This is a genomic window from Aeromonas sp. QDB23 (genome assembly GCF_027707745.1).
In the GTDB taxonomy this organism is placed as follows: Bacteria; Pseudomonadota; Gammaproteobacteria; order Enterobacterales; family Aeromonadaceae; genus Aeromonas; species Aeromonas allosaccharophila.
In genome coordinates, this window is sequence record NZ_JAPCJA010000014.1 from 32,438 (window position 1) to 44,841 (window position 12,404).

Below are 12,404 nucleotides of genomic sequence, written 5' to 3' on the forward strand. Positions count from 1 at the left end.
CATGTCAGGGGTAAAGCAACTTGCCCATCAGGAGGCGGTCGCTTCCACCACCTTGTAGGAGGGCTGCTGGCGCAGCTTCCACAGCTCGCTCCATTTGCGCAGGGCGGAGAGCAGGATCAGCATCCCCAGCACCAGCATGATGAGGGAGATGATGCCGTTCATCGGGTTGTAACCCTTGGCCGTGGCGTTGAAGTAGACGTTGCTCATCATCCAGTAACCGGCGTAGTTGACGGTGACGAACAGGTAGGCCAGCGGGATCAGGCAGGTCAGCATGTAGCGGCGCTTGCTGGCCAGTCGCAAGATGATGGTGGCACCGATAATCAGGCCGACCGAGGCCATCAGCTGGTTCGAGACCCCGAACAGCGCCCACACCGAGCCGATATCGCCGGACATCAGCAGATAACCCCACATCACGCAGGCGAGCACGCTGGCCCCGATGGCGCCCGGCATCCAGTCGATGCGCTTGAGGGGCGGGTAAAACTCGCCGAAGAAGTCCTGAATGAGGTAGCGGGAGACCCGGGTGCCGGAGTCGACGGCGGTCAGGATAAACACCGCTTCAAACATCACCACGAACTGGAAGAAGTAGGAGGCGAGGTTACTGAACCAGGGCACCTTGGTGAAGATGTAGGACATGCCCACCGCCAGGGTCACGGCGCCGCCGGTACGACCGTTCAGATCCATGCCGATCTCTTGGGAGAGGAAGGGCAAGTCCACCACCTGCATCCCCAGTTTGGCGAAGGCTTCCGGGGTGGCGTTGATGGCGAAGTAGTCGGCCGGGTGCAGGGCGGTGGCGGCGATCAGCGCCATCACGCCCACTACGCACTCGGCCAGCATGGCACCGAAGGCGACCGGCAGGATGTCATTCCACTTGTCCACCAGTTTCGGGGTGGTGCCGGAGCCGATAAAGGCGTGGAAGCCGGAGATGGCGCCACAGGCGATGGTGATGGAGATAAAGGGCCAGACCGGGCCGCCCAGTACCGGGCCGCCGCCGTGGACAAACTGGGTCATGGCGGGGAACTGGATCTCCGGGTTGATGCAGATAACGCCGATCACCAGGGCACCAAATACACCGATCTTCATAAAGCTGGAGATGTAGCCGCGCGGGGTGAGCAGCAGCCAGACCGGCAGCGCGGTGGCGAAGAAGGCGTAGATCGGCAGCGCCAGACTGATGGTCTCGGCACGCAGTGTCAGCCAGGCACCGAAGGCGCTCTCCTGCACATAGGGGCCGAAGAAGACACAGGCCAGCACGGCGGCAAACCCGACCCAGGAGGCGGCTTGCAGGTTGCCGGTCAGCTTGTGCCAAATTCCCACCACCATGGAGATGGGGATGGTCATGAAGACCGCGAACACACCCCAGGCGTTACGCTCCAGCGCGTGTACCACCACCATGGAGAGACCCGCCATGGTGATGGTGATGATGAACAGCATCGCGAGCCCCGTGCACCAGCCAGCGATGGGGCCAAGCTCGGCCTTCGCCACCTCGGAGAGGGACTTGCCCTGATGCTTCATGGAGGCGAACAGCACGACTGTGTCGTGCACCGCGCCGCCGATGACGCAGCCGATCAGCAGCCAGAGAAAGCTCGGCAGGTAGCCGTACTGGGCCGCCAGTACCGGGCCCACCAGCGGGCCGGCGGCGGCGATGGCGGCAAAGTGTTGACCGAAGTTGACCCACTTGTTGGTCGGCACATAGTTCTTGCCATCTTCCAGCTGGTGGGAGGGGGTGACTTGCTTGTCGTCAGCCTGCAGCACCTTGCGCACAAAGAACACGCCGTAGAGGCGATATGCAATGGCGAGGATGCAGAGGGCCGCAATGACAAAAGTGATTGCGTGTTGCATGGGGGAGTTTCCTTTTCCTGTGGCCAGTCTGGCCGGGCTCAGGCTGCACTCTACTCATGCGGTGGGGAAAGGGGAGCGAAGAAAAGGTCAGTGGCCGGGTTCTGCCCGCGAGTGGCAGAAAAGCGACCCCGAGTGGTTTGGCGGGAGTGCCGACGGCCGCGGTAAAAGGGTGAGTGGTCGTTGGCAGGGCGGGAGCGGGGTGAGGCGTCCCGCCTTATCAGGGAATATCGAGCAGCTCCTTGAGGGGCTTGAGGTAGCGGCGGCTCACCGGCACCTTGTGGCCGCCCTGGGTCACCACCTCCGCCAGGCCGCCGTCGAGCAGCAGGATTTCGCGGATCTGCCCCGGGTTGAGCAGGTACTGGCGGTGACAGCGCACGAAGCCGGTCTTCTCTTCCAGAGTGCGCAGGGTCAGCTCGGTGGTGCCCTGCTGCTGGCCGCTGATCACCCGGTTGCCGGTGAGATCGCTGTGGATGAACTCCACCTCGCCAAGGGGCAGCAACAGAATGCGGTTATGGCCGGTGCAGGGGATGCTGCGCAGGGGTTGGGCGATGCGGGTCGGGTCCGGCAGCGGCTGGCCTGCCAGCTCACCTTTTGGCGAAAGCAATCGGTGGATGCGCTCCAGCGCCCGGCTCATCCGCTCTGCCGTGACAGGCTTGAGCAGATAGTCGAGGGCGTTCTCTTCAAACGCGCGCAGGGCAAACTCGTCGTAGGCGGTGATGAAGACGATGTGGGGGCGCAAGTCCGGGTCCAGCATGCTCACCAGCTCCAGCCCATTGATGCGCGGCATCTGGATGTCGAGAAACAGCAGGTCGGGTTTGAGGCGATGGATGGCGGGCAGCGCCTCCATGGCGTGGGCACACTCTCCCAGCAGGCGAATATTGCCCGCCTGCTCCAGCAGCAGGCGCAGCTCCTCGCGGGCGAGGGGTTCATCGTCAACGATCAGGGCGGTCAGCATGGGCTCTCCTGCAAGGGAAGGGTGATCCTCACCCGGGTTGATTGATGGGGGACGCAGTCGATGACAACCCCGTACTCGGCGCCGTAACGAGCCTTGATGCGCCGATCCACTATGTTCATGCCAAGGCCGCTCCCCTCCTGTTTCGTCTGATAGAGCCCGGCGTTGTCGCACACCTCCAGCACCACCCGCTGGGCCTCAACCCGGGCGGTCAGGGTCAGCAGGCCGGGTTCGAACATCTGGGAGATGCCGTGCTTGACCGCGTTCTCGACGATGGGCTGCAGGGAGAAGGTGGGCAGCCGGTACTCCAGCAGCGACTCGGGAATGTCGATCTGCACGCTCAGGTGCTCGGCGAAGCGGGCCTGTTCGATGTGCAGATAGGCGTTCACATGCTCCAGCTCGTCGGCCAGGGTCACCTCGTCCCCTTGGCGCTTGAGGTTCTTGCGAAAGAAGGTGGAGAGGTTATGTACCAGGGTGCGGGCGCTCTCGGGATCGCGCCGGATCACCGCCGACAGGGTGTTGAGGGCGTTGAACAGAAAGTGCGGGTTGATCTGCGCCTGCAACAGCTTGATCTCCGACTGGGCCAGCAGCCGCTTCTGCTCGTTGTATTTGCCCGCCAGGATCTGGCCGGAGAGCAACCGGGCGATCCCCTCTCCCAGGGTGCGGTTGATGGAGGAGAAGAACTTGCGCTTGGGCTCGTAGAGCTTGATGGTGCCCACCACCGAGCCCTCTTCCCCCCGCAGCGGAATGACCAGCGAGGAGCCGAGCTTGCAGCCGGGGTGGATGGTGCAGCTGTAGGGGATGAGGTTGCCGTCGGCATAGACCACCTCGTTGTGCTGGATCGCCTTGAAGGTGTGCCGGGAGTTGATGGCGGTGCCCGGCAGGTGGTGATCCTCGCCGATGCCGATGAAGGCGAGCAGTTTCTCCCGATCGGTGATGGCCACCGCGCCGACCCCGGTCTCCTCGTAGAGAATGCGCGCCATCTGCTGGCACGCCTCCTGGGTGAAGCCCTTGTCCAGCACCCGCATCGCCCGCTCGGCGATCTTGAGAGCGCGGGCGGAGAAGGCGACCGAGTATTTTTCCAGCATGGCGCGGTGATCGAGGATCATCCGCATGAACATGGCGGCCCCCAGGGTATTGGCCACCAGCATGGGGGCGATGATGTTCTCGATAAGGTGGACGGCGTCGTCATACGGGCGGGCCACCAGCAATATGATCCCCATCTGCATCAGCTCGGCGACCAGGGCCACCGACCCAACCACCCAGGGGCTGAACAGCAGATCGAGCCGGTGGCGGGCGACGAAGTGGCGGTGTACCAGCCCGCCGAGCAGCCCTTCGGCGATGGTGGAGAAGGTGCAGGCGAGCGCGGTAAAGCCCCCCAGCGAATAGCGATGGATGCCGCCGGTCAGCCCCACCAGCAGTCCCACGGCCGGGCCGCCGACGATGCCCCCCAGCACGGCGCCGATGGCGCGGGTATTGGCGATGGAGTCCTCGACCCTCAGGCCAAAGTAGGTGCCCATGACGCAGAAGCCGGAGAAGATGAGGTAGCAGAGGATCTTGTGGGGCCAGCTCAGGGTCACCTGGGTCAGCGGCATGAACAGCGGCGTCTTGGAGAGCAGCCAGGCGATCACCAGATAGACGCAGAGCTGCTGGAACAGCGAGATCACCAGAGTGAATTGTTCAAACGCCACGGCTCGTTGCCCCGGTAATGGTTGGTCATTTAATGGACGCGGAGTATTAGCAAAGCCCATACCCCCTTGCAAGGCAGGGTTATCGGAATGGTGGCGCAGCGCACGATTTGCCGAATCGTCTGACGCCGTGGTGGGCGGTAACTGTCTGGTTACTCAGCATGGTGCTTGAGCCTGCGACAGACGTGGCGATATTGCGGCAACAAAAAGGGGGCCAAGAGGCCCCCGAATTGGTTATCAGTGGGTGGCTCAATCGAGTTTGAGATCGACCCAGACCAGACGGTGATCCGAGCTGACCCCTTTGGCGATGCCGAGTTTCGCATCATAGACCAGGTGATAACCGGCCTCGAAGCTGGCAGGCCAGAAGACGCCGCTCTTGACCGCGTTGAGGTTGGCGGAGGGGATGACGTGATCCAGCTGCAGTACGCTGCTGTTGGTGATCCGCTCCGGGTTGGGTCGATCAAGGTTGCGCTTGCAGTCGGCCCCCTTGCTGACACACTCCGGGCCCCCTTCGCTGACCGGGATCAGGGTGCCATTGGTGATGGCTTGATTCATCAGGGCATTGTCCAGCAGCGCCTGAATGGCTGTCAGGTCACCGTCGCCGGTTTGCGGATCGGCGTTGAGATCCCCGGCGATAACGAACTTGGCGTTTTTGGCCAGCCCACCCTTGGTGCCCTTGTCATCGGTCATGTAGTTGAGACCCTTGACGTAGTCGTTCCAGAAGGCGATCTCGGCGCGGTTGTGCTTGACGGTGTGGCGCGCCGCGTTGGCAAAAATCGGCGGCGTCGGGTGGGAGATCAGGAAGTGGATCACCTCTTCACCCTTCTCGGTCTTGATGCGTACCGGCACATCGGCGTGGTTCTTGGAGGAGAGCGGGTATTGCTGCCAGGCTGCATCTGAATACCAGGCGTCGCCACACTGGCGGCCGGCCGGGATCTTGACCTTGGGATTGTTGCAGTCATCGATGATGGGGTTCTTCTCACCCGGCATATCCTTCCACTTGAAGTTCTGGAAGGTACGGATCTGCTTGGTGTCGACAGGATATTTGGACATCACCGCAAAGGCGTACTGGCCGTGGTAGTTGCCAAAGCCCCAGGCATCATCGGGGCCGCTGTTGACCTTGCCATCCAGATTGAGGTCATAACCGCTCATCAGGCCGGTGTTGGTGGCGAAGTTCTGCATCACCGGATAGCTGATGGCCGTCACTTCCGTATGCTGGGCGTGGGCCAGATAGTTGTCGTTGAAGGCTTTGAGATCGGCGGTGCTCTCGCCTTTGCCGTCGTTGTCGAACTCGTTGAGCAGGAACACATCCGGACGGGTACGCTGGATGATCTCCGCCACATTGCGGATCTGCTGCACGTTCTTGGCTTTGGTTTCAGTGGCGCCGCTCAGGCTCCCTTCGGCGAGGCGGGCCAGCAGGGCATCCTGCTCGGTGCGGGTCAGCGCCAGCTCACCGGTCAGCATACCGGCGGCAGTGCGGTCAAAAGAGAGGTTGAAGGTGGCAAAACGAACCATGGGATCAGCTGCCTTTGAGTCGTTGTCACTGTTGCAGCCAGCCAGCATCCCGAGTGAGATGGCGGCAGCCAGTAGGGTTTTGTTGATATTTTTCATTGTAATTGTTCCGTAGCATCAATGAGTTATGCCTTCTGTGAGGCGGCGCCATTATAAGTAGACGGCGATGCTGCGGGGATTTTGCCTGAGCAAAGTGTGAGGATATTCACACCACATATCTGGCGATGATGAATTTTAATGCAGTTTGAGGGGTTGGCCGCAGGCAAATAGACGCAGGCAAATAAAAGCGTTTGTCTTCGCGTCCGGCGGCCCCTCCTTCACACCACCATCGGCAGGCCGCTCTCGGGGTGGTGGATCACCTGTGCCGGATAGTCATAGAGACGGGCGATGAGCGTTGGGGTGAGCACCTCGGCAGGCGTGCCATCGGCCATCAGCTTGCCCCGCTCCAGCATCACCAGCCGATCAGCATAGCGCGCCGCCAGATTGAGGTCGTGCAGCACCACCAGCACGGCAGTATTGCGGCTGGCCAGGGCGCGCGCCATGGTGAGCAGCTGATGCTGGTATTTCAGATCCAGCGCCGAGGTGGGCTCGTCGAGCAGCAGCAGGCGGGGTTGCTCGGCCTGCTCGGTTGGGGAGGGGGCCTGCCAGATCTGCGCCAGCACCCGGGCAAACTGCACCCGTTGCCGTTCACCGCCGGAGAGCCCCGGATAGAGCCGCTTGGCCAGATGTTCGACCCCGGCATGGGTCATGGCCGCCGCCACTATCTCGTCGCGCCGCGCCGCCGGTTCACTGTGGGGCAAGCGTCCCATGGCGACCACTTCCTCGCAGAGAAAGGGGAAGTTGAGGGAGGAGCTTTGCGGCAATACCCCGAGTCGGTGGGCCAGCTGGCCGCTGTCCCACTGCTGGCGATCCGCGCCAAACAGGGTGATGGAACCCTCATATTCCAGCTCGCCGGTCAGGCACTTGAGCAGCGAGCTCTTGCCCGCCCCGTTGGGGCCGAGTAGGGCGGTGAGGGTGCCGCACTCGAGGTCGAGATCGAGCCCATCCAGGATCTGGCGCTGGCCACGTCGCAGGCTGAGCCGGCTGCAGCTCAACAGGGGGGAGGAGAGTGAGGATGAGAGTGCGGATGAGAGTGGTTGCATAACAGTCCGTATCAAAGGGCGCGGCGGCCTTTTACCAGCAGCCAGATGAAGAAGGGGGCGCCGAGCAGGGCAGTGATGATGCCCACCGGCAGCTCGGCCGGGGCCAGCAGGGTGCGCGCCAGCATGTCGGCCGCCAGCAGCAGGGCGGCGCCAAGCAGGGCCGAGAGTGGCAGTAACCTGACATGGTTGGGGCCCGCCAGCAGGCGCACCAGATGGGGCACCACCAGCCCGACGAAGCCGATCATCCCCGATACCGCCACCGCCACTCCGACGCCCGCTGCGGTGAGCAGAATAAGGCGGCGTTTGAGGGACTGCACATTGACCCCCAGATGACGGGCCTCCCCCTCACCCAGCAGCAGGGCGTTGAGGGGATTGGCATCGCGCATAAAGAGCCACAGCAGGGCCGCCAACGTGAGCAGGGCCAGCGCCACATCGGCCGGTTTGCCTGCTGCCAGCGTTCCCATCTGCCACAGGCTCAGGTTGCGCAGCATCTGATCGTCGGCCAGATAGGTGAGCAGGCCGATCACCGCGCCGGAGAGCGCCGTGATGGCGACCCCGGCCAGCAGCATGACGGTGACCGAGGTGCCTCCCTCACGGGTGCCGAGCAGATAGACCAGGGTGGTGGTGAGCGCGCCGCCGAGAAAGGCGAGCAGCGGCAGCAGGCCAACCCCGATGGTGGCTTGCAACTGCTGGCCGAGGGGGGCCAGCAGCACGATGGCGAGCGCAGCACCGAGCGCCGCGCCGCCGGAGACACCTATGATGCCAGGGTCAGCCAGTGGGTTGCGAAACAGTCCCTGCATCACGGCGCCACAGAGCCCGAGGATCCCGCCCACTGCGATGCAGAGCAGGGTTCTCGGCAGGCGAATTTCCTGCACGATCAGCAGCTTGTGCGACTCAATCCCGCTCTCCTGCCCGGCAAACAGCGCCCGCAGACTCTCGCCCAGAGTGAGGGTCATGGGGCCGATAGCCAGCGAACCGAGCAGCAACAGCGCCAGTGCGGCCGTGGTGAAGGCCAGCAGCCAGGAGAGGGGCAAGCGCATCATGACCCCTGCTTGATCCACTGGGCGATCTGGTTCGCCTGTTGCAGGGAGTTGAGGCTCAGGCCCCCTTGCAGGGCGTGACCGTCGATGGCGTGAATGGCGTTGCGCTTGCCAGCCGGGGTGGCGGCCAGGGCGGGCACTTCTGCCAGCACCTTGGCCGGATCAGCATATTGCTGCCAGTCACGACCGCTGACCAGCACCAGATCGGGCTGCATCTCGATGAGGGATTCGGCGGATACCGGCTTGTAGTTGCGCAATTCGGCGACCGGATTTATGCCACCCGCCAGCGAGACCAGCGCGCTGGCGGTGGTGTCACCTCCGGCGATGCTGGTGGGTTGCCCCTTGTGCAGCAGCAGGAAGGCGACCTTGAGCGGTTTGTTCTGTTTGGCTTGCGCCGCCAGCTGATCGGTCTGGGCCTGGATCTCTGCCTTCAGGCGATCGCCAGCGGCTTTGTCGCCCAGCAGGCTGGCGAGGGTGTCGATACGCTGGTTGAGGTTGGCGAGGGTCGGCGCGGTAGCCAGCACCTCCACCTTGACCCCGGCACGGCGTAGCTGATCCAGGGTCGGGGCCGGGCCCATCTCGTCGCTGCCCACCAGTCGGGTGGGGGAGAGACTCAGGATCCCTTCGGCGGCCAGTGCCCGGTGATAGCCCACCCTGGGCAGCCCTTTTGGCAAGGGGCTGCTGACATCGGTGGCGATCAGGCTCGATTCACCACCAAGGGCCAGAATGAGCTCTGTGGTAGCGGGGCCGATACTGACGATACGCTCTTGCTGTCCGTCGGCGGCAACGGCAGATAAGGGGGGCAGTGAACTGCAGAGCAGGGTGATGGCGAGGGCAAGACGACGGCCCATGCTAACCTCCGAAGGGGTGAATGAAACGGGTGTGCCGCCGAGAATATCAAGGCTTTGAAAAAAATGCACTGATAATGATAGCAATTATCAATTGCATTGGTTTCGGTGCTTTATTAGAGTAGCCGCCATGATAAACAGCGGGACGACACGGTCTCGCAGAGGGAGAAAACATGAGCATTGCACAACGCATTCACGCGCTGCTGGAGCAGGATCCCGGCGCTCATCCGTCTACTCTGGCGGCCCAGCTTGCCATCAGCGAATGGGAGGTGGTTCGTCATCTGCCCGCCGAGCTGGTGACCCTGTTGCCCGCCGATCGCGCGCAGGGTCTGCTGGAAGATCTGGCCGACTGGGGCCCGGTGACCACCATCGTCGAATCCGAAGGATCCATCTTCGAGGTAAAAGCCACCTTCCCGAAAGGCAAGGACGCACGCGGCTACTACAACCTGATGGGCCGCGACGGTGAGCTGCATGGTCACCTCAAGCTCGACAACGTGGCGGGGATTGCGCTGGTCAGCAAGCTGTTCATGGGCAAGGAGGGGCACTCCTTCCAGTTCTTCGGTCACTCCGGCCGCTGCATCTTCAAGGTCTATCTGGGGCGCGACGAGAAACGCCAGCTGCTGGCCGATCAGGTCACCCGTTTCATGGCGCTGCGCCACAACTCTCAAGAGGAAGTCAAAGCATGAGTGAACGTCAGGAGCGTCTGCAGAACCGCCTGCAACCGGAGATCCGCGAGTTTCGCGACAGCTGCCGCACCCTGCAGCTCGCCACCGTCGATGGTGAAGGCAATCCCAACGCCAGCTATGCCCCGTTTGTGCTGCAGGAAGATGGCTACTATGTGCTGATCTCCGAGATCGCCCGCCATGCCCGCAACCTGCAACAGGTGCCCCGGGTATCCCTGATGCTGATCGAGGATGAGAGCGGTGCCCGCGAGCTGTTTGCCCGCAAGCGCTTGACCTTCGATGCGGTGGCGGAAGTGGTCGCCCGTGACGACGCCCGCTGGAGCAAGGCGGTCGCGGCGCTGGAAGGGCGCTTTGGCGAGATCATCAAGGGTCTCTCCAACCTCAAGGATTTCAAACTGTTCCGCCTCAAGCCGGAGCAGGGGCTATTCGTCAAGGGCTTCGGCCAGGCGTTCGCGGTCTCCGGTGACGAGCTGGTGGATTTCGTCCATCTGGTGGAAGGGCACAAGCGCATCGACAACGGTGCCGAGCTCACCAGCCCGGCCGATGCGCCGGTCTGACGATCCCTGTTGACCACGACAGCCGTCATAACAAAACGGGCAGCCAATTGGCTGCCCGTTTTTATTGCGTTATCTCATTCGGCCTGTTCAATCCTGCCAGCTGGCCTTGTTGGGAAAAGCGCGACGATCGGCGTCGGTGGCCGTTTCGTTGCACTCTCCCCGTACCTTCCAGGAGGTCTGGCTCAGTACGATGTAGCCCTGGCGGCAATACTGCTTGGTCGCCAGGGTCTCGGTCAGCAGGTTCTCCTGCAAGGCTTCCCGCTGTTCCAGCAGCCGCTGGCTCTGGGCTGCCGAGAGGCCGCGCGGCAAGGTGTCGTTGGGCGCGGCTTCAAAGGTGAAGCGCTTGCTCCCCTCCTCGTTGATATGGGTCAGAAACAGGGGTTCCGGCCCGTCATACTTCTGTCCGGGCAAGCTGGAGCAGGCCGACAGCAGGGGAACAATCAACAACAGGGTGGCAGACAACAGGCGCACGACAGACTCCAGTGAGAAACGAGGCGAGGCTCGCAGATTAGCACGGCTGCAGGGCGGGTGTTACTGCCAGCAGTTCGTCGGTGGTGAGCAGGGTGACACTGCGCCCCTCCGGCAGGCTGAGGTGGCGCCACATCCAGTGATGGTGCTCGATGATCTGGGGCGCATTCAGGTGCGGGCGGTCGGCGGTGGTGTGGCCATCGCTCAACACCAGCACCTCGAAGCCATGAGACGCGGCACTGCGCACCGTGGTGTCGACGCAAAAATCGGTGGCACAGCCACAGATAATCAGTCGATCGACCGGTTGCTCGGCCAGCAGGAAGGCGAGCTCGGTGTCGAGAAAGCTGTCACAGGCCGTCTTGCGTACCCGGTTCTCTCCCTTGCCCGGTTGCAGCGCACTGTGCAACTGCCAACCCGGGGTGCCCGGTTCCAGTTCGGTGCCGGGGGGCGAGTCATGCTGGATATAGATGACCCGTCCCTGCTGCTGCCTGACATGGGCCGCCGCCCGGTTGATATTGGCCAGCATTTGTTCCTGGTGGTAACGGGGCTCGTTGAACAAGCCTTGCTGCACATCGATGATCAGTAACACATCCATTTTCTTACCCGCCGTTTCCTTGAAGATTAGGGTTGCAGCCACTGGCTGCAGTCACGACTGCGGGATTGATGCAGCGCGCCCATATCTTGCTTCATCTCGTCACTGTTTTGCCAGCGCTTAGGCAGCGGCATGATGGTTACCTGCACATCGGCTGCGCGATCTGCAACAGAGGTCTCATCTGTACGGGGCACGACCAGTGCCACCTTGAGTGCCGGATTGCGGCTGGCGATGCGACTGGCGAGCCCAAGCCCCCCCTCGACGTGGAAATTGCCGGCGATATGCATGATCTGCTGGCCCGGGTGCTTGGCGAGATAATCCACCATGCTCTCGGCCATGGTGTCGTCCCAGCTGGTCTGGGCGGCGAAGCGGCGGGCGTTGCTGTCGGCATCGCCGTGGTGCATGGAGGCCATAAACTTCTGGCGATAGGGATCATCCCCCAGCGTCAGTTGGCGGGCCAGCTGGCTGCGGCGTGCGGCTGGCAGTTTGTCGAGCCACTCAGCCCCCTCCTGACCGACACAGCTCACCAGCGGTTTGGGGGCGTTGGCGGCGATCACCGGCATCTGGTGCACCTTGGCAAACTCTACCAGCGGGCGGTAGTCGCTTGGATAGTTGGGCCAGGCGTTGCCTTCGCGGATCAATGCCGCTTCACCAATCTTGTCCGCCAGATAGGCATCCAGCGTCTTCTGATCGGCGCGGCTGAACTGCTCCATGGAGAGGGCCAATGGCCGCCCGTGTTGCTGGCCGGCGGTGTAGAGCCCGCTCAGCAGGCGCGATTGCAACAGATGCACGGCGGGATGGCTGTGCAGCTCACCCACCAGAATGATGTCGGCGTCGGCAATGCGCGCGATCGCCTGCTCCAGCGTCAGGTCTGCGGCTCCCTCGCTGCTCAGCCGGTAGTCATAGAGCGTCTGCAACTGTGATGACACGGTCGGCTGGGTGGGGGTGGCACAGGCTGCCAACAGCAGCGGCAGGGCGAGCAGGGGAAGTCGTCTCATCATGGGATCTCACGGCAGATATACCCGGATGCCGGTGCATCTCGGGGGGCTAACACAGAATTAGGGCAACACATGGCGACAGTGTAAA

General features: G+C 62.7%; 12 protein-coding genes. 2 read left to right on the forward strand and 10 right to left on the reverse strand.

Annotation, left to right across the window (positions count from 1 at the left end; translation table 11 throughout):
• Positions 1 to 27: 27 nt before the first annotated feature.
• The 7 genes from PG888_RS08535 to PG888_RS08565 all read right to left on the reverse strand — a co-directional run bounded on the left by PG888_RS08535 (position 28) and on the right by PG888_RS08565 (position 9,021).
• Positions 28 to 1,836: a carbon starvation CstA family protein gene (locus PG888_RS08535; protein WP_270693251.1), complete on the reverse strand. Its 1,809-nt coding sequence runs from the start codon at positions 1,834 to 1,836 to the stop codon at positions 28 to 30.
• Positions 1,837 to 2,053: 217 nt separating this feature from the next.
• Positions 2,054 to 2,791: a two-component system response regulator BtsR gene (gene btsR, locus PG888_RS08540; RefSeq protein WP_234601647.1), complete on the reverse strand. Its 738-nt coding sequence runs from the start codon at positions 2,789 to 2,791 to the stop codon at positions 2,054 to 2,056.
• Positions 2,785 to 4,479 carry a sensor histidine kinase gene (locus tag PG888_RS08545; protein WP_270693252.1) on the reverse strand — a complete coding sequence of 565 codons (1,695 nt, stop codon included), beginning with the start codon at positions 4,477 to 4,479 and terminating at the stop codon, positions 2,785 to 2,787. The genes btsR and PG888_RS08545 overlap by 7 nt, the downstream gene beginning before the upstream one ends.
• Positions 4,480 to 4,725: 246 nt before the next feature.
• Positions 4,726 to 6,087: an endonuclease/exonuclease/phosphatase family protein gene (locus tag PG888_RS08550; protein ID WP_182970512.1), complete on the reverse strand. Its 1,362-nt coding sequence runs from the start codon at positions 6,085 to 6,087 to the stop codon at positions 4,726 to 4,728.
• Between the two features lie 218 nt (positions 6,088 to 6,305).
• The gene (locus PG888_RS08555) at positions 6,306 to 7,130 is read right to left on the reverse strand and encodes a heme ABC transporter ATP-binding protein (RefSeq protein WP_270693253.1); all 825 of its coding nucleotides are present in this window, start codon (positions 7,128 to 7,130) and stop codon (positions 6,306 to 6,308) included.
• Positions 7,131 to 7,141: 11 nt separating this feature from the next.
• Entirely contained in the window at positions 7,142 to 8,173 is a 1,032-nt protein-coding gene (locus PG888_RS08560; protein ID WP_270693254.1) for a FecCD family ABC transporter permease, read from the reverse strand.
• Positions 8,170 to 9,021, reverse strand: coding sequence for a heme/hemin ABC transporter substrate-binding protein (locus PG888_RS08565; RefSeq protein ID WP_270693255.1), 852 nt, complete (start codon positions 9,019 to 9,021; stop codon positions 8,170 to 8,172). The genes PG888_RS08560 and PG888_RS08565 overlap by 4 nt, the downstream gene beginning before the upstream one ends.
• 170 nt (positions 9,022 to 9,191) lie before the next feature.
• On the opposite strand from PG888_RS08565, the gene hutX reads away from it, so the two are divergent.
• Both hutX and hutZ read left to right on the forward strand, forming a co-directional pair.
• Positions 9,192 to 9,704 carry a heme utilization cystosolic carrier protein HutX gene (hutX, locus tag PG888_RS08570; protein WP_270693256.1) on the forward strand — a complete coding sequence of 171 codons (513 nt, stop codon included), beginning with the start codon at positions 9,192 to 9,194 and terminating at the stop codon, positions 9,702 to 9,704.
• Positions 9,701 to 10,258, forward strand: coding sequence for a heme utilization protein HutZ (gene hutZ, locus PG888_RS08575; RefSeq protein ID WP_005335257.1), 558 nt, complete (start codon positions 9,701 to 9,703; stop codon positions 10,256 to 10,258). Before hutX ends, hutZ begins: the two co-directional genes overlap by 4 nt.
• An 87-nt stretch (positions 10,259 to 10,345) precedes the next feature.
• Here the strand turns inward: hutZ and PG888_RS08580 are convergent, their stop codons facing one another.
• Genes PG888_RS08580 through PG888_RS08590 form a run of 3 tightly spaced genes read right to left on the reverse strand, consistent with a single transcriptional unit; the run spans position 10,346 to position 12,319 of the window.
• The gene (locus PG888_RS08580) at positions 10,346 to 10,729 is read right to left on the reverse strand and encodes a hypothetical protein (protein WP_005335256.1); all 384 of its coding nucleotides are present in this window, start codon (positions 10,727 to 10,729) and stop codon (positions 10,346 to 10,348) included.
• Positions 10,730 to 10,766: 37 nt separating this feature from the next.
• Entirely contained in the window at positions 10,767 to 11,321 is a 555-nt protein-coding gene (locus tag PG888_RS08585; protein WP_270693257.1) for a cysteine hydrolase family protein, read from the reverse strand.
• 26 nt (positions 11,322 to 11,347) lie between these two features.
• The gene (locus PG888_RS08590) at positions 11,348 to 12,319 is read right to left on the reverse strand and encodes a ChaN family lipoprotein (RefSeq protein WP_270693258.1); all 972 of its coding nucleotides are present in this window, start codon (positions 12,317 to 12,319) and stop codon (positions 11,348 to 11,350) included.
• Between the last annotated feature and the right edge of the window lie 85 nt (positions 12,320 to 12,404).